Raw genomic sequence first — 21,654 nt, 5'->3', positions numbered from 1 at the left:
CAGCACTACACCGTCATTCATGCACTCCCGTCACGCCAGAAGGAACGACTATGCCTGCTCGTCCGATCGACGAAACCGAATGGCTGATCGAGAAGCTCGCAGGATTCCTCCGAATCCCACCGAGTTCGGTCGACATCGACCGCCCACTTGCCGAGTACGGACTCGATTCGGTCTATGCCCTCACCCTGTGCGGTGACATGGAGGACGAGTTCGGAATCGTGGTCGAACCCACGATGGCGTGGGACTACCCGAGTGTCGCTGCGATGGCGGGGTATCTACGCTCCGAGATAGCAGCCAAGGCCAGCTCGTGACTGCGATTGCACCCGTCGCAGTCACCGGAATCGCCTGTCGGTTCCCCGGTGCGCCTGACGCCGCGGCATTCTGGAAGCTGTTGGTAGAGGGGCGCCACGGCACCACAGAAGTGCCCTCGGATCGCTGGACCACGAAGGACTGGACAGGCGGAGACTTGAGGGGCGGGGACTGCACTAGCGGTTCGGCCTCGCCTCGCCAGCCGAGTCGATTCGGTGGGTTCATCACCGGGCACGGCGAGTTCGATCACTCCTTCTTCGGCATCTCACCGGCCGAGGCGAGTGAGATGGACGTTCAGCAGCGGTTGATTCTCGAAATGTCCTGGCACGCGATCGAAGATGCGGGAATAGACCCCACCAGCTTGGCCGGCAGCAACACCGGCGTCTTCGTCGGGATGATGTCGAGTGACTGGACCTCGATGGCGATGTCGAGTCCTGCAGAGATGACACCGCATCGAGGCACCGGCGGAGGCTACTGCATGGCAGCCAACCGCGTGTCCTACCACCTCGACCTGCACGGCCCGAGCATGACCGTCGACACCGCGTGTTCCTCTTCGCTGGTGGCAGTCCATCAGGCTGTCAACGCAATTCGGATCGGCGATGTCGACACCGCGATCGTGGCCGGGGCCAACATGATGCTCTCGCCCGCCTTGTCGGTCTTCTATGCCGAGTCCGGACTCGCCTCCACGGACGGCAGATGCAAGCCGTTCTCCTCGCGGGCCGACGGAATCGGGCGCGGTGAAGGTATCGGAGTCGTCGTGCTTCAGCGTGAGACCGACGACATCGCACGTTCGGGGATGTCGTACGCCCGGGTCCTGTCCTCGGCCGTCAATCACGACGGGCGCAGCAACGGGATTTCCGCACCCAGCATGTGGTCACAGATCGACGTTCTCGAGTCGGCGTATTCGCGGGCCTCGCTGGTTGCGTCCGACGTCGACTTCGTCGAAGGGCATGGCACGGGGACTGTCCTGGGCGACATGATCGAGTCTCGTGCCCTCGGGAAAGTGCACGGCGTAGACCGCGCCCAGCCGTGTCTGCTCGGTTCGGTGAAGGGCAATGTCGGTCATCTCGAGGGAGCCGCGGGAATCGCTGGTTTCATCAAGGCAGCGCTCTCGGTGAAGAAACGTGTCTTTCCCCCATCACTGTTCGCCGATCCCGAGAACAACAGTCTCGGACTGGGCGAGAAGGGTTTGCAGCTGAACGCCTCGGTAGCCAGGCTGCCACGCAGATCGCTCGTGGGCGGGATCAGTTCGTTCGGTATGGGCGGGACCAACGCGCACGTGGTCATCGGGTCACCCAGCGAATCCCGTTCTCCCAGTCGCCTGTCCGGCACTTCGGTGATCACCGTCTCAGCAGTGGACGAGAGCGCATTGGCCACCAACGCCATCGAACTCGCCGACTTCGTTGCCGATATCTCCGCCGACCGCTTCAACCAGGTCGCCTACTCGACCAATATGGTCAAGTCCGGTCTTCGATCGCGCCTGGCCGTCGTGGCCGACAGCGCGGCGGAGGCGTCGGCGGCCCTGAGACGAGCTGCTGTCGAACGCTCGGCCAGCGACGTAGAGCGGGGCCGGACGCCCGCACCGGCGTTTCTGTTCACCGGGCAGGGATCGCAATACCCGGCGATGGGCAGTGCCCTCGCGCGCCAATGCCCGGCATACGCGGAGAGGCTCCTCGAGGTTCTGGACGCGGCACCGGCCGAACTGCGTTCGGATCTCGAAAAGGTGCTCTTCCTGGAGGACTCCGCCGACCTGGTGCGCCGTGCCGCTGTTGCGCAGCCTGCCCTGTTCGCAGTCCAACACGCCTTGGCCGCAGCCTTCCTCGACGTCGGCGTCCGCCCCAGCGCAGTTCTGGGACACAGCCTCGGTGAGTTCGCAGCGGCCGTCGCAGCGGGTGTTCACTCGATGCCGGAAGCCCTTGCACTGGTCTGCGCGCGCGGTCGCGCAATGGACTCCGCCTCGCCCGCCGGCGGAATGCTCTCCGTCCGTGCCGACGCCGAGACCATCGCATCACGCGTGGACCTCGATGCGACGCTGTGCATTGCCGTGATGAACGGTCCGCGAAACACCGTGCTCGCAGGTGAGGCCGCAGCGCTCGAACGTGCCGAACGCGCTCTGGCAGAGTTCTCGCCGAAGCGACAGCGGGTGACCCATGCTTTCCACTCCCCCGCGATGGAACCGGCGGCTTCGGCGTTCCGGGCCGAGGTGGGATCCGGTATGTCGGCCGGCGACGCAACGATGGGGTTCTACTCCACCCTCCGCGGCCACCGGATCGACGGTCGCGACATCTCGCTCGACTACTGGAGTGAGCAGATGGTCCGGCCGGTTCGCTTCCTCGCCGCATTCGAGGCGCTCGCCGACGACGCCCGACCTACGCATCTCATCGAAATCGGTCCGCACGCGGTCCTGACGACCCTGGCACGCGATATCGGCACCTCGGGTGCGGACTGCCTCATTCCTATCGCAGGGCCCGCGTCGGTCGGATCGGAGTTCGCGCAAGTTCTCGCGACTCTCTACACCGCGAGTGCCGACATCGTGTGGCCTGCGCTGTACGAACCGCAACACCGCACGATTCGACGCCTCCCCGGATACCGCTTCGATCACGACCGGCATCGGTTGGCGAGCAAGCCGGCGCTGCGACTGCGTTCGAGTATGCCTGCCGCAGAATCGGGGCTCGAGAGCCCGGCGGTCGGGGCGGAATCGAGCGGCCTCACGGCCGGACGGTCGTCCTATGCAGCGGCGGAAGCGGCTTCGGGTGAAGTCGATTTCGATCTCGAAACGTCGATTTGCACAGCCATCGCGCAGCTCGGTGGATTCGACATGGCCGAGTTCACTCGCGAATCCCGACTGCGCGACGATCTCGGCTTCGACTCCATCATGGCAGTCCGACTCGGGGATCGAGTCAACGAGATACTCGCGCCGTGCCCACCCATAGCGGTGGTCGATCTCGCCGACAACCTCGATACCGTCGGCAGTCTCGTCGACTTCGCCCACCAGCACGCGCAGCAGCATGTGCGCACACCGATTCTCGAAGGAGCGAACTGATGTACGTGCTCGCAACCGGGACCTGCCTGCCCGGCAATGCAGTGGACAACTCGGCGCTCGCTGCACGCTTCGGCATGAACGCCGAGTGGATCGAGCTGTTCGTCGGCACCCGAACACGTTACTTCGGAGTCGATCTCGAGTCCGGGGAGCGAACGCACTCGATCGTCGATCTCGGGACGCACGCAGCCAGACAAGCGCTCGATCGCGCCGGGCTGGAGCCGTCGGACGTCGATTTCCTGGTACTGGCCACTGCAACGCCGGATACGCTCATGCCGACCTCTGCGACCGGAGTCGCAGATCGGCTCGGTATGAACCTCATTCCTGCGTACCAACTGCAATCCGGCTGCTCAGGGGCGATATCGGCCTTGGACGTCGCGCGCCGCATGCTCGACGACGAAAACCGAATCGGTCTGGTGATCGGGGCCGACCTGTGCGCCAAACATATGGTTCTGGACCGCGATATCAGCTCCATGCACCCGTCGAAGCTCGTAAACTACATGCTCTTCGGTGACGGGGCGGGCGCGATGGTGATCTCCGCGGACCCGGATGGTGCAATCATGCGAGCGAACACCATCCATTGCGTGTTCAGCGGCGTGGGCAGCGTTCCAGGGCAGACAATCGAGTGGTTCGGCGATGCCGATCGCGATTCGGAAGTTCCTGCCGTGCAGGAGGACTACAAGGCGATCGAACGACGCGTGCCCGGCATGAGCGTCGAGACCGCACGCGAACTCCTGCGTCGATCATCCTGGACCACGGACGACGTCGGCTACCTCCTGCCGCCCCAGCTGTCCGGAATCATGACGGCCCGCATCCGGAAAGAAATGGGCATGGACGGTGCACGCGAGATCAGCTGCGTCGCTGAGACCGGAAACAGCGGAAACGCACTGGCGTTCCTCCAATTCGACCTCCTCGCCGAGGTCATCGGGCCCGGTGAACGGGCCCTTGCCGTAGCCATCGAGTCCAGCCGCTGGATTCGCGGCGGAATCACGCTGGAGGGATTGTGACCACCACCAACCCGCACGATCCGATTGCGTTATCGATACTCGGTAGTTCGACCGTCCGCGGACTCGAAGCCCCTCTCGTCGCGGAGCTTGCGCGACATGGCTTCACCTCGGCGATTCGCATCGGTGGATACGGCACCTGGGCTCTGGAATTGATGGACGACCGAGCTCAGGTCTTCGAACACGACCCGATGATGACCGTCGTGATGCTCGATGCGAAGGTGGTCCTGGATCACCTCGGCGACACCTGGACGGCGCAGGACATCACCAAGGCCCTCGATCTCGTCGCCACCCAGCTCGAGGAGTCCCTGCCGGCTCATGCAACACGGCGGCTGACTGTCCTCACGACGATCCCTTTGCCCATGGCCGTGCTTGCGATGTCGATAGACCTGACATCCAAAGCACGAATCGGTGCCGCGTGGCGCCGATTCAATGCGCGGTTGCTCGACCTGGCCGTGGCGGACCCCTCGATCGTGGTTCTGGATGCGGATGCAATTCTCACCGAGATCGGCCCCTTGGCCGATCCTCGTATGGCGGCCTACGTCGGCATAGCGCTCGGCACCGACTACATGCGCGAGTGCGCGCGTCAGATCGGCCACATCGCCCGTTCGCGTCGCGGCTTCGCCAGCAAGGCGCTCGCTCTCGACCTCGATGGAACCCTTTGGGAGGGAATTCTTTCCGAGGATGGCATCGACGGTATCAACTTTCGACACGGCCATTCCGGGGAGGCATACGCAGCGTTTCGACGCGCACTTCGCCAGCTCGCCTCCCAGGGAGTGCTGCTGTCGATTCTGAGCAAGAACGACGACGACCTCGTCCGACGGGCACTGCTGGACCACCCCGACTCCGACCTGAGCGAAAGCGATTTCGTCAGCATACGAGCCGATTGGAACCCCAAGCCCGGCAATCTGGTCGAGGTCGCGGCCGGTCTCGGAATCGGTGTGGACTCCTTCGTCTTCGTCGACGATTCCCCGTCGGAGCGGGGTGCGATGCGCTCGGCCATGCCTACCCTGCCGATCGTGGCCGTCGACCCGGATGAGCCCGCGTTGCATGTCGTATCGCTACTGCGCGACGGGTGGTTCACCACCACGTCCATCACGGATGAGGACACAGCACGAACGGCCAGGTATCGAATCGAGATGCAACGCAAGTCGCTGCGCGAGCGAGCGCAGGACATCGAGACCTATCTGCGCGATCTCGGAACGACCGTGGTGGTCTTCGAACCCCTCGGCGTCGAGATCGCTCGGATCGCGCAGATCACGCAACGCACCAATCAGTTCAACCTGACAACTCTGCGCATGGACGAACAGGCCGTGCGGTCGTGGATCGAGAATCCGCAGTCCGCAGTGCTGGCAATCGAATGCGCGGACCGGTTCGGCGACCACGGAATCGTCGGCGCTGTGTTCCTCGAGCGTGCAGGCACGACCACATTCGTGCGCAACTTCGCGCTGTCCTGCCGGGTCTTGGCTCGCGGGGTGGAAACCGCTCTGCTCGCGTACGTAGCGCAGGGCGAGTTCACGCGTGGGCAAACGGGGATGATCGCTTGGCGCACACCGAGCGCGAAGAACTCGGCCACCGCCAGCCTGTACCTCGATCACGGGTTCCGCGTGTCCTCGCACGATCATCGTGCAGCGCACGGCCTGAGTTCGGACTCCGACCAATTCGTCCTGGCTGCCGCCGACGCGCCGTCGGTGCCGCTGTACGTAGACATCAAGGAGAGATGAACAATGACCGAGGAACGATTCGTCGAGCTGGTACGCGCTGAAAGCGGCTTGGACATCACGCAGTCGGGCCTGTCGACTCCATTCGACGGCATCGCCGGATGGGACTCGCTCTACCTGTTGAAAGTCATCACAGCAGTGGAGGGCGAGACAGGCAGACCGGTCTCGGTCGTTCGCGCCATGGAAAGCACGAGCCTGCAGGACATCTACAAGGTCGCCACGGCATGACCTCGCTGGTGTCGATGGCTCGGAGTCTTGGGGTGGTGCCGAACAGCCGATGGCACACCCTTGCGTTCCTCGCAGGCAACGGCGGTCGCAGTCCGGTGTACCTCGGCGTGGAGGTGGATGCGTCGGCGATGCTCGCCCGCAGAGCCGACACGGCCGCCGCGTCGATCGTTGCCCAGGTCGTCGCTGCTGTCGGCACGGTCTGGGTGCGCCACCCGGAGGCGAACTCCTCGTTCACCTCCCTCGGTCTGCCGTTCGTGGCGCGTCACCGTGATGTCGACGTGAAGCTGTCGTTCGACATCACCGTCGCAGGGACGAGAACTGTGCAGTCGGCGATTCTCGCTGCCGCACAGAATGTATCGGCCACCGAAGTCACCGAATGGATAGCTGCGACACGTACACGGCTCGAGGCGGGCGACCGTGGGCCCGTCCGCGCTCTGCAGTTCCTTCCCGGTGTGGCCGGCCGTGCCGCCTTCGAATTGGCCACCCTGCTGCCATGGGGCCACCGATCGCTGGGAACCGTTGCCGTCACCTCACTGGGCCACCGTCCGATCCGGCACTTCTATTCAGACGGAGGCACCACGATGACGGTGGGGATCAGCAGACTGACCGAGACCGTCGCACTCGTGAACGACACCGTCGTCAGCAGGACGGTGCTACCGCTGTCGCTGACTTTCGACCACCGGGTGATCGACGGCGCTCTGGCGGCCGAGGTCGCCGCAGACCTTGTCTCGGCGCTGGAATCCCCCGTCGCACGAACCGCACCCGAACTCGAACGGACCGTTTGACATCATGGACTACCTCGACGACTTGAAGACCCTGGTCGCCCTGCATGCGCGCGCCCAGGGAATGGGTCCCAGGCACACTCGAAGGATCCTCGACTCCATCACCACTCTGGAGGACGGGGAAGGCGGATGGGCGGACGCATGGTTCGCAGAAGGCACTGCTCGACTGGAGGCTGGTCGAGACCGCGAGGCCATACAGCTTTTCAACCTGGCCCGCTTTCCTTTCGCCTCCTCGCCTCGTCGGAAGCAGGCGTACAAGGCATGCACCGCCGCGTTCACGAATTGGGCAGCGGAGATCGACGGCGTGGAGAAGCTCACTGTCGGGCTCGACGGGTCCACCGTGCCGGTCTGGTTCCGGGGACTACCCACCGACGGTCCGAGTCCGCTACTCGTGGTGATCGGCGGGATAGTCAGCCCGAAAGAACAGTGGGCAGAGATGCTGCTGTCCGCACGCGCACTAGGTATGGCAGTGGTGATCGCCGACTTTCCCGGGGTAGGTGAGAATTCGACTCGCTACAGCGAGAACAGTTCGGTGCTGATCTCGGCCATCGTCGATGCAGTGTCGACACGCATGATGATCGAAGGCGTCCACGCACTCGCGATGAGCTTCGGTGGCACCCTCGTTCTGAAAGCCGCGGCGACCGATCCTCGCATTCGTTCGATGGTAACGGTCGGGGCACCGATCAAGTACCTCTTCGGGAGCGCATCGATATCAGGTGAGCTGCCCGCAGCCACCGTCCGCACTCTCGAACACGTCACCGGCGCTACAGGTTCGGCATTGGCGTCGACGCTGGCCGGCTGCGCTCTGGACGATCGCGAACTCGACCGCATCAAGATTCCGGTTCTCTACATCAAGAGCAGCCAGGACGAGATCACCCCTGCAGCTGAATCACAGCTGGTGCGAGACCGCATAGTGAACTCGCGCGTCATCGAATTCGACGATGTCCATGGCTCGCCCGAACACATGACGGCTATCCGGTTGTGGACCATCGTGGCGTTGATGCAGCAGACCGGGCTCAAGCCGGTTGCAGGTGCGGCCCTGTCGCTGATTCTCTCGCTGGGGTCACGCCTGTCGATGTTGTCACCGGTCGATCTGGGCAGGCGTGCAGCATGATCGATTCTGCTGCAGAGGCTGTCACGGAATCGCCTACTGTGCTGTGCTTTCACCATGCCGGCGGATCGGCCTCGGTGTACCGGCGCTGGTCCGACTCCGCCATCCTCGACGTCGTTCCCGTCCAGCTTCCAGGTCGCGAGAACCGCCGCCGTGAACAACGTTTCACGGATCTGTCCGCACTGCTCGATCTCCTGGAGATCGAGCTCGCGGATGTGATGAACAAGCCGTACGTGCTGTTCGGCCACAGCATGGGCGCCCTCGTGGCCTACCGGCTTGCCGTTCGTGCACTCGATGCAGGGCGCCGACTGCCCGAGTCGTTGGTGGTCGCAGCCGGTGCGCCGCCGCACGTGCCCACACTCCCGCTTCCGCTGGACTCCTTGACCGATCTGGAAATCGCGCACGCGCTCGCCGAGTTCGACGGCCTACCAGCAGTGCTGTTGGACCGGCCGGAATGGCTCGGTCCGCTGCTGGCCGTCGTCAAAGACGACATCAGGGTGTGTCAGAGCAACCGTGTCGACGACACCACGACATTGCCGATACCGATCCACGCAATCGGCGGTACCACCGACCGGCTGGTCTCGACGGCTTCCCTCGCACAGTGGGACCGGCACACAAGCAGAGAATTCTCCATGACCACTATCGACGGGGGACACTTCCTCACCACGGACAACAGTGAGGAACTGTTTTCTCTGGTGGAGCGGATCGTCCGCACGACCGTCGGGTCGGTGAGCATCCCATGACGATCGAATCGGCCCAGGGCAGGCGCATCGGGCGCGGGCCCGTCGAGTCCCCGGCTCCGCGCGGACTCGAAACCGGACTCGCCCTCGCGGGGCTCGCCGGGTGGGTGGCGTTCTTCGCGCCGACGCAGGTATTGCTCGCGGTCGCGACCGAACGTATGTACCCCTCCGACAAAGAGCTCTTCTTCGGATTGATCTCCGCGGCGGGCAGCGCGGTCATGCTCATCAGCTATCCCCTGATCGGGGCCTTGTCCGATCGATTCCTGCAGACCGTCGACAGACGGACGGTGTCGCTGGTCGGTGTCGTTCTCGCAGCGGCCTGTCTGGTCATGACGGGACAAGCCGACAGCGGTGTGGAACTTGTCATCTGGTGGTGCGCGACACAAGCCGGAATCGCCGCGATCCAATGTGGCGTGGAAGCAACTGTCGCCGATCGGATTCCGGTCGCACACCGTGCTCGCATCGGCGGGAAACTCGCGGCAGCGCAGATGTTCGCCGCCTTGCTCGGTACTGTCGTCGCGTCGGTCTCCACCGATCTGTCCGTCTCGTACCTGGTCGTAGCCGGCGTCGTCGTACTGCTGGCGGCGCCGTTCATCTTCGTGTCGACCACACGTGAGCCGAAATCGGTTCTCACACCGCCCTCGCCGGGGCCTGAACGCAACCGCGAGCACACCTCGACACCACAGTTGTGGCTGGGATGGACCAGCCGAACGCTTGTCCTGTTCGGGCTGGGCAACGTGACTCAGTTCCTCTACTTCTTCGTGCACGACGAGCTTGCACGGCCGGAGCCCGCTCGCGCTCTCATTCTGTTGACCGGGCTCTTCGTGGTGTCCGTCGTGGTGAGCGCTCTGGTGTTCGGGAGGCTGTCCGACCGTATCGAGGACCGGACCGGGCCGGCAATCATCGGCTCGGCGCTCGCAGGACTTGCGGCCTCGGTATTCGGGTTCACCTCCTCCTGGCCCGTGATCCTCTGTGCGGCAGTTGCCTTCGGAGTCGGACTCGGCGCGTTCATGGGGCCGACGTTCGCACTGCTCACCGAGTTGCTCCCCGATCCCAGACACCACGGCCGAGACCTCGGGCTGCTCAACTCGGCTGTCGTCGCCCCCAGCGCGCTGGCCCCTGTGGTGGGGGTCGCGATCCTGCGACTCGACCACGGCTTCACCGTGCTGTACGTGGTCGCAGGCGTGTCGCTTCTATTCGGATCGGCCGCGATGTACGTGCTGCGTCGGCGCAACCGCGCCATCTCGATGGGTGCGCTATGACCGCGACCGAGGTACAGGTCAGCCGACGACCCTGGGTCGTCCTGGTCGCCATGTCGGCGGCTGTCACGATCGTCATCTTCAACAGCTCTGCCATCAATGTCGCCCTGCCGACGATGGCCACCGAACTCGGGCTCTCGGCAGCAGCCATGCGCCTGGTCGTCGTCATTTACTCGGTGACGTTCGCGGCCATGCTGCTACCTGCGGGATACCTGTGCAACCGAACGGGAGCGCGGACCGTATTGCTGCTCGGTCTGCTGGCGACCGGACTGGGCGGAGCCGCAGCAGCTGCCGTCGACAACGTGCCGACCATCATGATCTCCCGTGCGGTGATGGGCGTCGGCGCCGCGTGCGTGATGCCGTCGACCCTCGCGCTCGTCGTCGCCACGACTTCCGAGGCGGGCCGATCGAGGGCCATCGCAGTGTGGAGTGCGGTATCGGTGGCCGGGGCGGCAGGAGGCCCGATCATCGGCGGAATCCTCGTCGACGGATGGGGCTGGAACTACATCTTCGTGGTGTCGGCCGTCGGTTCAGCCGCGATGGCCACTGCCATTCTTGTCCTGGTGCGTCCGCAGGCAAAGCTGCCGCAATCAGCGGTCGACGTCCGGCTTCTCGTGCTCGCTGCCGGCGCCATCACCACCTTCGTGCTGGGTGTGACGATTGTCAGCGACGAGATGCTGCCCGGCATCGCTCTGATCGCGGTCGCCTGTGTCCTCGCCGCAGCAGCGTGGGCAGTGAGCGGCAAGAAACCCGACAGCACCGGTGACGAGCCGCCGCGAACCCGAGAGCAACGTCGTGAGTTCTTCGGCGCGTCGGTCTCGAACATGCTGTTGTTCTTCGCTCTCGCCGGGACATTGTTCGTACTGACCCAAAAACTCCAGTTCCAGTTCGGGCTGTCACCGTCGACGGCCGGGTTCGCTGTCGCGCCGGTGACGCTTGCGTTGCTGATCGGAGTTGCTGTATCCACGCCGTGTTCGAGCGCCTTCGGTCGCCGACCCGTCGTCGTGGGCGGCCTCGTCACCGCAGCGATCGCCTCGATCACGCTCTCCGCGTTCGGAGGCGAACTGAGCACCGTGCTGGGTGCGGTGTTCTTCGCAGGCATCGGCGTCGGAATGGCGCTCCCGCTCGTCACCGAATCCATGGTTGCCTCCGTGCCCTCCCATCGCGTGGGCGAGGCCGCAGCGGTCAACGACACGATGCAGGAAATCGGATTCTCCCTGGGCGTCGCGGTCCTCGGTTCGGTCCTGGCCGGCTTCTACCAAGCTGGACTACGCGAAACGTCGACCGAGACTGGGTCGCTCGGCGCAACCCTGGCCGAGGCCGACCGACTGGGCGATCGGGAACTACACAACGCGGCAATGTCCGCGTTCTCCACCGGATCTACCGCCGCCTTCACCGTCGGAGCAGTCTTCCTCGTGGCCGGCGCGATCATCGCCCACCTGTACCTCCCCTCGACCGACCGAACAGCACGAAACGGAGCGAGATGAACACGACCCTGGCGTCGACTCCCCTTGGCCTACTGCACGACACCGCTGCGAAGTCACCGACTTCGATCGCGCTCCACGCCCCCGGCGGGCACACGGTCGAGTACGGGGACCTGGCCGGTCTGGTCGCCGAGACAGCGGCCGCACTCGCCGCGACGGGCGTATGTCCCGGGGATCGTGTCGTCACACGGTTGCCCAACGATGTGCCGGCAGTCTTGCTGATCTTCGCAGCGTGGACGGTCGGTGCGATCGCCGTTCCGCTTCCCCCGTCGACGACTGACAGTCAATTGCACTCCGTGGCAGCGGATTGCACGGCAGCCCTCATCGTGGTCCAGTCCCTACCGAGCGACGAATTTTCGAGTGGTTCAACGGTTCTGACCTGGAGTGACCTCATCGCTGTCGAGACTCTCGAGCAAACCGTGCACCGCCCGGTCGCCGGAGCGGAGCCCGCGCTACTGATGTACACCTCGGGCAGCACTTCCAAGCCCAAGGGTGTGATCTGCCCGGCTGCCGCAGTGGTCTTCGCCGTGGACTCGATCGGGCAGCGGCTCGAATACAGGGCATCCGACCAGGTACTGCTGATGTCCCCTTTGTCCTTCGACTACGGCCTGTATCAGATTCTGCTGTCCTTCTCCGCCGGTGCTTCGGTGGTGCTCGCGGACGCTGCGGACGCCTTGGGTCTTCTGAAGACCATTCGGTCGCGACCGGTGACCGTCGTGCCGGCGGTGCCTGCCGTTGCAGGCATGCTGCACACGCTCCTCTCCCGTGGCGGCAGCATCGAGACGGTACGGATGGTCACCAGCACCGGAGCGGACCTCCCCCCGTCACGAATAGCGCAGTTGCGCGGTGTGTTCCCGAATGCAGCGATCATCGCCATGTACGGAATCACCGAATGCAAGCGCGTGACGATCGCCGAACCCGATATCGACCGCCACCGCCCAGGGTCGGTGGGGCGGGCGATCCCCGGCACCAAGGTGTCCATAGTCGACGACGACGGCCAGGAAGTCGAAACGGGCAACGAAGGTCAGATTGTCGCTATCGGGCCGCACGTCATGAGTGGCTACTGGAACGCCGAACACCTCAGCGCCGAACGCTTCGGTACCGATGCCGCTACCGGTGAACGGTGCCTTTTCACAGGGGATTACGGCCGTGTCGACCCCGACGGGCACCTCTACTTCACCGGGCGTCGAGACGACATCTTCAAGTCCAACGGAGTACGCACGAGCGTGTCCGAAATATCGGCCGCGGTCGAGTCGCTCGACTGCGTTCAGTCCGTCATTGTCGTCAAGCCCACCGAGGAGCGGGGACTGGCCATCGTCGTGACGGCAACGACGTCCGAACCCGCAGTCCTGACGGCGCTGTCCGCGCTGCTCGAACCTGCCAAGATGCCGACGCGCTGCGTCGTACTCGAAGAACTACCACTCACCGCCAACGGAAAAGTCGACACCCGCCGCGCGGTGCTCGCATTGACGAAGGAAACGCCATGACACGCCATGCCGACATCGCCCGTGACTTCGGAACACCGGTCTACATCTTCGACGCAGAGCGACTCGAGTCTGCAGCGCACGATCTCGCCCGTGCGTTGCCGCAACCGAGCTCCATCTATTTCTCGCTGAAGGCAAACCCGAATCCCGCTGTTGCAGAGACACTTCGACACGCTGGGTGTTCAGCAGAGGTGAGTTCCATCGGAGAGCTCGATGCGGCGCTGACCGCAGGCTTCGACGCCGCCGACATCATCTACACCGGGCCGGGAAAAACCGACGAGGAAATCGTGCACGCTCTGACGAGCGGCGTTCGCGAGTTCTCGACCGAGTCGAGGACGGATCTGCAGCGGCTGTCCACACTTGCCGAAGGCTTGTCGATACAAATCGGAATCCTGTTGCGTGTCAACAGTGAATCGGCACCGGGAGCAGCAGGAATGCGGATGACGGGAGCGTCGTCCCAGTTCGGCATCGATACCGGGACCGTCCCGTTGACGCGCGAGGACATCGATCTTCCCTCCATCGAGGTCCACGGCTTCCACTTCTACCCACTGAGCAATGCCTCCGACGAGGCGGCGCTCATCTCCGAGATGAAGAACAGTATCGATACCGCGTGCAGACTGCGCGACGAGCTGGGTATCGAATTGAAGATTCTCGACCTCGGTGGCGGTTTCGCCGCACCGTACGCTGCGTCCGGCGCCCGGCCGATCTACACGAATCTGAGCGAATCCGTCTCCGATGCGCTGGACGCACGACTGCCCGGTTGGCGGTCCGGTGAGACCAGGATCGTTTTCGAATCCGGCCGCTACCTCACAGCGGACTCGGGCGTGCTCGTTGCTCGAATCATGGATGTCAAGGACAGTCGCGATCGTCGATATGTGATTGTCGACACCGGAATTCACCATGTCGGCGGGCTTTCCGGTATCGGTCGCGTACTGCCGGTTTCGGCACAGGTTCTCGCGAGCTCGACCCATGGCGAGGTTGCCGGTGTCGATACGTCGAGCGTCGAGGTGGGAGACGAGCGCGACATCGTGATTGCCGGTCCGTTGTGCACTCCAGCAGATGTCCTCAACCGCAACGCCGAGCTCGTGGATCCTCACCCAGGTGATCTGCTCGAGGTCCCGAACGTAGGGGCCTACGGTCTATCCGCCAGCTTGATGGGATTCCTGTCCCGTCCGGCGCCCGCGGAGGTTCTCGTCCGCGGCACCGATGTGTTGTCGGCCACACGAATTCACTTCAACAGAACGGCGCTACCCATGCCCGCACCACAGCTGAACCATTCCAACCACAACTGGGATCGAGCGTTCGAACGTCATATCGCTCGCGCGGTCCCCCGCCTTTCGATCGAAAACGGTCTGAGCGCCGAGGAGGACCTCAAGAACGCCGGGCTCGACTCGCTCGCGCTGGTCGCCCTCCTGGGAGACCTCGAACGCGAGTATGGCATTGCGATCACCGATGACCAACTGACCGCGGAGAACTTTGCCTCGCCGGCGTCGATCTGGGCGCTGATCGAACGCGCAGGAGCGGCCGTCAGGACGTAAGAAGTCGATCATGTACATTGCCGATTTCCTCGGTGGTATAGGACTTTCCGTGTAGGTGATCGAAGTTCGACCTCAACGTGAACAGTTGTCTCTCGCAACGCAAACTGGTCAATGACTCAGTAAAGTAGATCCTCGGCAGGTTGAGCAGCAATCGAATGAAGGAACATCTACAAAAATGAGCGTGTCGGGGCTCGAGGGTAGAGAAATTTCGATCAGAACGTTCGGATCTCTCGAATTGCATTCACAAGATGCGGTATTCGAGATTCCCAGCGGGACAAAGCTCAGGTCGGTGTGGGCCGCTCTCGTCATCGACCCTGGTAGTACCGTCTCGATGGAAACCGTCGCAGAGATCGTGTGGGGAGCCAAACAGCCCAAACGGAGTCGAGAGTCCGTCCACGTCTACATCTCGCAGCTCCGCGCATTCCTGGACTCGTGCGGCGAGTTTCCTGGGCTCATCGAGACACGATCCGGCGGATATCGACTGGCGGTGGACAAACTCGACGTCGATTGGTGCGCGTTCGACGACGCCATGAAGACCGCCCGCCCCAAGGCTCGGGCGGGCGATCTCGACGGTGCATGGAAGGACTTCGAGAGTGCGCTGGCGTTGTATCGCGGCCCCTTCCTTTCCGGACTGTCCGACAGCCCGCAACTGGAAGCGGCTGTCAACGAGATGAACGAGCTGTACCTGGCGTGCCTCGAGCAGCGAAACGAGGTGATGCTCGCGCGCGGAGACGTCGCGCCGTTGATCCGAGAGCTACTCAAGCTGACGAGGCAGTTCCCGGTGCGCGAGACGATGCATCGGCAACTGATGCGCGCTCTGTATCTGTCCGAGCGACAGATCGAGGCGTTGGAGGTGTACAACCGGTTGAGGCACACATTGCAGGGCGACTACGGAGTCGAACCGGGCCGCCAGGTCCGCAACGTCCACCAGTCGATTCTCGAGCGCGACTGCGACGCCATACGCGAGATGATCTTCGTCTAGCTCACGAGACGACCACGGGCGGCAAAGGTGCGAGTCATTCGCACCGTTGCCGCCCGTCGTCGTTTCAGACCGAAGAGGTCTCACCTGCGCGCCGGGCTGCCAGCCTGTCGACGGCGTGCCTGGTCACATTGTCGGAGTTCAGCAGGCTGTAGTAGATGGATCCCCAGATCCGCTTCTTGAGAAAGGCGGAGTTCCCGATTGCCCTGTAGATCGACCGGCGTCCGAACTCGCCGACCACGCCACGCTGCGCGAACGCCATCTCCTGTCGCATCTGAAGTGACCGAGCGATTTCGACGGACGGCTCGCGAATTTCCTGAAGCCGCCTGCATGCATCGTCGACAGCGATGTCGGTCGGGTGGGTGAGGGCCGCAGGCAGAAGATCTGCCAGCACCACGCCGTCGAGAATCGCATGGTTGACGCCCTGGGCCAGCACCGGCGACAGAGTGTGCGCTGCGTCGCCGATCGCAACGAGACCAGGTGTGGACCAGCGTGGCGTGTAGCTGGTGAAGATGTCGAGCACCGACGTATCTCGCCACGATCCGACCTGTTCGGCCACGGTATCGGCGAGCTCGGGTACCAGCTTGCCGATCTTGTCGTGCAGAGCAGACAATCCGGATGCGCGGATCTCGCGGAGTCCGCCCGGTGGGATATTGACACCCAGACGGACCAGGTCGGGCACGGTCGGGATGCACATCACGTGTGAATTGGCCTTCATATGAACCTGGTAGCAGGACCTATCCCATGTATCCGGCGCCGTCACCTTGACCCACAGGAAATCCCGCTGCATCGGTTTGCGCCGCGAGGGCAGTGACGCCATCGCCGCGGTCGTGCCGTAACGCCCGTCTGCGGCGACCACCAACCGCGAACGCACCTCGTGTATCGCGCCATCACGGCGGTACCGAACGCCACTGATGCGGCCTGCGGTTCGGACGAGTTCGCTGACGGTGGCGCTGCGAACCAACCGGAGTCTGTTGTGATCGGCGGCTGCCACCATCGCGTCGAGCAGTACGTCCTGGGGAACTTCCGTGGGGAGCTCTGAATCAGCTCGCAGTTCCTCGAATCGCAGGGACAGAACCGGGTTGCCCGAATCGACTATTCTGAGGCCATCCACGCTCATGTGCGACGCCGCCGGCAGTTGGTCGAATACACCCAGTGAGCGCAGCGTGAAGACGGAATCGGGTGAGATCGATTCGCCTCGAAAGGACCTCGAGGACGTTGCCGAGCTTTCCAGAACGGTGACGTCCACGCCGTTGATCGACAGCGCGAGTCCGAGCGCCATACCAGCAGGCCCGCCTCCGACCACCAGGACATCGGTGACGATTGTTTCGCCTTCGTTCGGATTGTATTCGCCCACGATTGCGGCTCCCTGGTTCCTGGTTCGAATGTCTTTTTCGACCGTAACAAGACTCGAATTCATTTAAATTGCAAAGCAATTGCATTCCGCCAAAGGAACGCTTAAGTCCGCCCTGAAGTCCGTTGACCGCCTCGCCGACACCCGCATAGCCTTCGACGGATCGCTTCCCACACTCGAAAGGCTGCTACCGCAGATGCAGAACGGAAACGACGGCGCACGTTGCCCTTACTCATACCCCTTCGAGCGCCCCTCCTCGATGGAGATCGCGCCCGAATACAACTCCATACAAACGGGCGAAGCGGTCGCGGTCGTGAGCATGCCTTCCGGCGACTCCGCATTTCTCGTCACGCGGTACGAAGACGTCAAGACAGTCCTCGGTGATCGACGCTTCTCACGCGCCGCGACATTGGCCGAGGGTGCACCGCGCCTCGGTCCGGTGCCTCAGAATTTTCCGACGCTGCTCAACATGGACCCGCCCGATCACTCGCGCGTCCGCAAGATGATCAGCGGCACCTTTACAGCTCGCCGCGTCAACACGCTGATTCCGTATATCGAACAACACGTCGATTCGTTCCTCACCGACATGATCAAGGCCGGTCCCGACGCCGATCTCATCGAGTCTTTCGCGGCGCGGCTGCCGGTCCAGATCATCTGCGAGTTGCTCGGTGTACCGATGTCCGACCGGGCGCAGTTCGGGGCATGGTCGCGGGCGTTCCTTGCCACGACGAGCAAGGAGTACACACCCGAGCAGGTCAAGGAAGCCCAGGTTGCGCTGTTCACATACCTCAACCAGCTGATCGAGACCAAGAAGGCCGACCCGCAGGGCGACATTCTGTCCGATCTCGCCGTGCAGAATGCGGCAGACCCCAAGATCTCCGACCTCGAGCTCGTATTCCTGGGCGTCACCCTTCTCGTTGCCGGCCACGAGACAACGGTCAACATGATCGGCAACGGCATCTTCGCGCTACTGCTCGAGCCCGCCAAGCTGGAAGAACTCCGGGCCCACCCCGAACTGATCGATACAGCGATCGAGGAGCTCCTCCGCCTGTTCGGACCCGGTACCGAAGGCCTGCTGCGGATCGCAACCGAGGACGTCGAACTGTCCGGGGTGCTCATCCCGGCCGGCAGCGGTGTGCTGCCGAGTCTCGTCGCGGCAAACCGGGACGAGGACAAGTTCGAGGATGCACAGAGTTGCGCACTCGGCCGAGACGAAGCGCAGCACCTTTCTTTCAGTCACGGGCCGCACTTCTGTATCGGCGCCTCTTTGGCTCGGGCGGAACTGAGGATCTCCTTCAACGAGATTCTGCGGCGTCTCCCCGGCCTCGCACTGGCCGTCGACCCGGCCGAGGTACCACGCCCGGAAGGCCTGCTCGTCAACGGCGTCTCGCGCCTCCCGATCACCTGGGATGCCGAGGCTGCACGCGCATTGCACGACTCCGAAACCGCAGCACTGTTGGACACACTCACCCTGCAGGAGCAGACTCGATGAAGGTCACCGACACGTACATCACCGGCACCGGCCACTGGTTGCCCGAGACCGTCACCAGCCAGTGGGCTGTCGAAGCGGGCTTGTACTCGCAAGAAGACCGCGACGCCGACGGGTTCATCGGCGCGTGCGTCGAGAAAGAACTCGCTCCCCCGCAGATGGCGGTGAATGCTGCACGCGATGCGATCGAGGGCGCTGGCATCGACCGGGCCGACATTTCCGTCGTTTTCCACAGCAGCATCTGGTTCCAGGGCGTCGACATGTGGCCGTCCGCATCTTATGTCGCTGCACATGCCGCACATTCGGGCGCAAGAGCTTTCGACCTGCAGCAGCAGTGCAATGTCGGCCTCGGAGGAATGGAGCTCGCTTCGCAGCTGCTCACCGCCATTCCTGGCGGAAACATCCTGATGACAACTGCGGATCGTTTCGGAGGCGATCGCATCGACCGCTGGAAGACCGAAAACGGAGTTGTCTACGGCGATGGCGCGGGTGCAATCGTGCTCAGTCGCAACCCCGGTGCCTTCCGTGTCCTTTCGACCTTCACACAGGCCGAAAACGATCTCGAAAAGGTCGTCCGTGGACCGGAATTCCGAGACAACCCCGAATCCGGAACCATCGACATCACGTCGCGGTTCGCTCACTTCATCGGAACCGGGGGAATGCGGGAAGCCGCCGGCCGTCTCGTCAACGCTGTCAAGAACTCGGTGGCAGGCGCGCTCGCGGATGCGGAATGCGAAATCGGCGAGATGGCGAGCGTCGTCATTCCCGCAGTGGGACGCACCAAGCTCGATTGGCAGTTGCAGGAACTCATCCCCGTCGATCTCGACCGCACCAACTGGAGCTTCGCCAGCACGACCGGACACCTGGGCTCCGGCGATCAGTTCGTCGGCTTGAGCGCGTTGCAGTCCGGCGGAACGCTGCAGTCCGGCGACAAAGTCCTTCTCGTGGGCGGCGGTGCCGGATTCACCTGCACAAGCGTCGTTCTGGAGTACAGCGACACCAATTTCGGTACCGCACCCTCGACCGAGGAGAAGTAGCTGTGACGTCAGCAAAGGCAGGCAGTGCGCTGTGGGCGTTCGCCGCCATCATGTTCCTCGCATACCCGATCCTGCGTCCCTACTCGTCCGAGGTGGGGATGGAGGGAGCCGAGGCATTCGGGGAGACCAGTTGGGTCATCGCTCACGTGTGCGCGATGTTGGGCTTCATCGCCATCGCGCTGGCAATGCGTAGCCTCGAACAGCTCGTCGGCCCGAGCGCCGGGGCGTCCGCAGCGAGTGTTGCCGTCGTCGTGACTTGGATCGGTGTGGGGTTGACGCTCGCCTACTACGGCGCGGAAGCATTCGCGCTCAACGCGGTCGGCGCCAAGGCGGTGTCCGACGCGGATCCCGCGATCATGGAACTGGCGGATCCGATCAGGAACGGCGCAGTGCAGATCTCGATGTTCGGAATCGGCCTGCTGCTCGTCCTGATCGGCGGCGTCTACGCGGCACTCGCTGTTCGCAGCTCGGACATTCTTCCGTCTTGGTCGGGGTTGCCGCTGGCCGCTGGTCTGATCTTGTTCGCGCCACAGTTCTTCGCACCTCCGGCAGTACGCATCGCACACGGGGCACTCATGTTCGTGGGTTGCCTCATCCTTGCGTGGGCTTTCTGGAAAGCACGATCCCTGCGTGCGGATCTGGTGACCTCTGCCGCGTAGGACACTCTGCTGACACGATGCTCGCCGATCGGACGGTTTCGTCCGATCGGCGAGCATCGTGCTGTTTCGGTCACCCAAGGGGGTTGACAACGGGCGTTGTCAGAACGAAGCTGAACAGTGTGACCACCGAAGCAGCACCGACCCGCTACATGCGTGACCGCGCACATTCAGCGCGAATCAGCGCGCCCCTGCGCCCGTTCGCATGGCCCGCACCGGATGCGACGGAAGACGAAGCCACGCACTTGCGTCGCGCTCTCCTCGAGCGCGACGAACCGAGCGCGGCCCTGGTCCGGGCAATCCGTGAGGACCGAACCGTGACCCTCGCGCAGTTTCGACTCGCACTGCACGAAGGTATCGACGCGGTGGTCGACGCCCCTGCCGAACTTCGCGACTATTTCAGGATGCTCGAGGACACTCCCGCCTGGGTCGACCGAGACAAGATCGCACTCGGTGGGCGCGCGTTGCGTCGAGCCGGGTCCGATGTCGGCGACGTTCTCGCGTACGGATCCCTGCTCGGCGGGTACAACAATTCGGGTCCACTCCCGATCTTGACAGGCACGGGCCGACTGACCGGGGCCCGGACCGCTCGACGGATTGCCGAAACCGGCACCTGGTGGAACGGATGCGTTGCCGACGGCGGGTTGGACCGGTTCGGCGAAGGTTTCACGCTATCCGTCCACGTGCGTCTGATGCACGCGTTCGTCGACTACCACTACGAGTACGAAACCGACTGGGACAGCAGCGATCGAGGGCTTCCCATCAATCAGTTCGATCAAGCGGGCACGCTGGGACTGTTCTCGATCACGTTCCTGCTGCATACCCGAATTCTCGGTGTCCGCTACACCCGGGAAGAAGCCGATGCAGTCCTGCATCTGTGGTGCTATGTGGGCTGGTTGATGGGCGTCGATCCACGATGGCTGCCGTTCGAGCAGCGGGCGGGCCTACGCATGATGTATCACATCGGCGCCTCCGCTCCGGCAGCCGACGAACACAGTCACGTCCTGTCGAAAGCGCTGGTCGAAGTGCCGCTGCACACCAAGTTTTCCCGGTTCGACAAGCTCCGACGACGATACGAGTACGAGCGTGGGTTGTCCTTGGCCACGACACTTCTCGGTCCAGCGGCGGTAAGAGCACTCGAGGTACCTGTCCGACCACCGTGGTACCCGGTGGGCCGAGTCGTCGTCAATACCGTCAAACACCGTGTCATCGGCCGATTTCCGGCGGGCAAGCGGTATCTGCAACGGCTCGGCGAGCGGCAGTTGACGGAGAACGCGCTGCGCCTGCTCGATGGTGAGCACGCGGAGGTTCCGCCGATAGCCGGGTAGTACCGGCGAGCATCGCCGAGACCGAAAGAGTCGTTCGACGCCGCTCGCAGTGACAATGGGCCGTGTTTCTCCACTGTCGTGTAGCGCAGAATTCGAGGTGTGAACGCAGAG

General features: G+C 63.5%; 18 protein-coding genes. 17 read left to right on the top strand and 1 reads right to left on the bottom strand.

Annotated features, from left to right (window positions below; all coding sequences use genetic code 11):
* Nucleotides 1–50 precede the first annotated feature (50 nt).
* From J1M86_RS25225 to J1M86_RS25165, 13 genes are all read left to right on the top strand, one after another.
* Complete coding sequence (locus J1M86_RS25225; protein ID WP_206511822.1) at nt 51–311, top strand: acyl carrier protein; 261 nt, start codon at nt 51–53, stop codon at nt 309–311.
* Nucleotides 308–3,352, top strand: coding sequence for a type I polyketide synthase (locus J1M86_RS25220; RefSeq protein WP_206511821.1), 3,045 nt, complete (start codon nt 308–310; stop codon nt 3,350–3,352). Before J1M86_RS25225 ends, J1M86_RS25220 begins: the two co-directional genes overlap by 4 nt.
* Nucleotides 3,352–4,356 carry a 3-oxoacyl-ACP synthase III family protein gene (locus J1M86_RS25215; RefSeq protein ID WP_075837580.1) on the top strand — a complete coding sequence of 335 codons (1,005 nt, stop codon included), beginning with the start codon at nt 3,352–3,354 and terminating at the stop codon, nt 4,354–4,356. Before J1M86_RS25220 ends, J1M86_RS25215 begins: the two co-directional genes overlap by 1 nt.
* Nucleotides 4,353–6,077 (top strand): HAD family hydrolase, encoded by a 1,725-nt coding sequence (locus tag J1M86_RS25210; protein WP_206511820.1) that lies wholly within the window; start codon nt 4,353–4,355, stop codon nt 6,075–6,077. Before J1M86_RS25215 ends, J1M86_RS25210 begins: the two co-directional genes overlap by 4 nt.
* A gap of 3 nt (nt 6,078–6,080) precedes the next feature.
* A complete protein-coding gene (locus J1M86_RS25205; protein ID WP_206511819.1) occupies nt 6,081–6,302 on the top strand; it encodes an acyl carrier protein in 222 nt (73 codons plus the stop codon).
* Nucleotides 6,299–7,087 (top strand): 2-oxo acid dehydrogenase subunit E2, encoded by a 789-nt coding sequence (locus tag J1M86_RS25200; protein ID WP_206511818.1) that lies wholly within the window; start codon nt 6,299–6,301, stop codon nt 7,085–7,087. Before J1M86_RS25205 ends, J1M86_RS25200 begins: the two co-directional genes overlap by 4 nt.
* Nucleotides 7,088–7,091: 4 nt before the next feature.
* On the top strand, nt 7,092–8,198 hold the full coding sequence (locus J1M86_RS25195; protein WP_206511817.1) for an alpha/beta fold hydrolase: 1,107 nt from the start codon (nt 7,092–7,094) through the stop codon (nt 8,196–8,198).
* Nucleotides 8,195–8,938, top strand: a complete 744-nt coding sequence (locus J1M86_RS25190; protein WP_206511816.1) for a thioesterase II family protein — start codon at nt 8,195–8,197, stop codon at nt 8,936–8,938. Before J1M86_RS25195 ends, J1M86_RS25190 begins: the two co-directional genes overlap by 4 nt.
* On the top strand, nt 8,935–10,197 hold the full coding sequence (locus tag J1M86_RS25185; RefSeq protein WP_206511815.1) for an MFS transporter: 1,263 nt from the start codon (nt 8,935–8,937) through the stop codon (nt 10,195–10,197). Before J1M86_RS25190 ends, J1M86_RS25185 begins: the two co-directional genes overlap by 4 nt.
* Nucleotides 10,194–11,681: an MFS transporter gene (locus tag J1M86_RS25180; RefSeq protein WP_206511814.1), complete on the top strand. Its 1,488-nt coding sequence runs from the start codon at nt 10,194–10,196 to the stop codon at nt 11,679–11,681. The genes J1M86_RS25185 and J1M86_RS25180 overlap by 4 nt, the downstream gene beginning before the upstream one ends.
* Nucleotides 11,678–13,165: a class I adenylate-forming enzyme family protein gene (locus J1M86_RS25175; protein WP_206511813.1), complete on the top strand. Its 1,488-nt coding sequence runs from the start codon at nt 11,678–11,680 to the stop codon at nt 13,163–13,165. The genes J1M86_RS25180 and J1M86_RS25175 overlap by 4 nt, the downstream gene beginning before the upstream one ends.
* Complete coding sequence (locus J1M86_RS25170) at nt 13,162–14,700, top strand: phosphopantetheine-binding protein (protein WP_075837645.1); 1,539 nt, start codon at nt 13,162–13,164, stop codon at nt 14,698–14,700. The genes J1M86_RS25175 and J1M86_RS25170 overlap by 4 nt, the downstream gene beginning before the upstream one ends.
* Nucleotides 14,701–14,875: 175 nt before the next feature.
* Nucleotides 14,876–15,682, top strand: a complete 807-nt coding sequence (locus tag J1M86_RS25165) for an AfsR/SARP family transcriptional regulator (protein WP_083667226.1) — start codon at nt 14,876–14,878, stop codon at nt 15,680–15,682.
* 64 nt (nt 15,683–15,746) lie between these two features.
* Here J1M86_RS25165 and J1M86_RS25160 read toward each other — a convergent pair whose 3' ends face one another.
* The gene (locus tag J1M86_RS25160) at nt 15,747–17,036 is read right to left on the bottom strand and encodes an FAD-dependent monooxygenase (protein ID WP_075837571.1); all 1,290 of its coding nucleotides are present in this window, start codon (nt 17,034–17,036) and stop codon (nt 15,747–15,749) included.
* Between the two features lie 316 nt (nt 17,037–17,352).
* On the opposite strand from J1M86_RS25160, the gene J1M86_RS25155 reads away from it, so the two are divergent.
* The 4 genes from J1M86_RS25155 to J1M86_RS25140 all read left to right on the top strand — a co-directional run bounded on the left by J1M86_RS25155 (nt 17,353) and on the right by J1M86_RS25140 (nt 21,543).
* Nucleotides 17,353–18,525 (top strand): cytochrome P450, encoded by a 1,173-nt coding sequence (locus J1M86_RS25155; RefSeq protein ID WP_206511863.1) that lies wholly within the window; start codon nt 17,353–17,355, stop codon nt 18,523–18,525.
* Entirely contained in the window at nt 18,522–19,559 is a 1,038-nt protein-coding gene (locus J1M86_RS25150; RefSeq protein ID WP_206511812.1) for a ketoacyl-ACP synthase III family protein, read from the top strand. Before J1M86_RS25155 ends, J1M86_RS25150 begins: the two co-directional genes overlap by 4 nt.
* Before the next feature lie 2 nt (nt 19,560–19,561).
* Nucleotides 19,562–20,218 (top strand): hypothetical protein, encoded by a 657-nt coding sequence (locus tag J1M86_RS25145; protein ID WP_206511811.1) that lies wholly within the window; start codon nt 19,562–19,564, stop codon nt 20,216–20,218.
* A 119-nt stretch (nt 20,219–20,337) separates the two neighbouring features.
* Entirely contained in the window at nt 20,338–21,543 is a 1,206-nt protein-coding gene (locus J1M86_RS25140; protein WP_307786745.1) for an oxygenase MpaB family protein, read from the top strand.
* The last annotated feature ends 111 nt before the right edge of the window (nt 21,544–21,654 follow it).

Source organism: Rhodococcus sp. KRD197 (genome assembly GCF_017168235.1).
Classification (GTDB): domain Bacteria; phylum Actinomycetota; class Actinomycetes; order Mycobacteriales; family Mycobacteriaceae; genus Rhodococcoides.
Note: the sequence above shows the minus strand (reverse complement) of the source record. Positions and strands in the feature narration are given on the sequence as shown.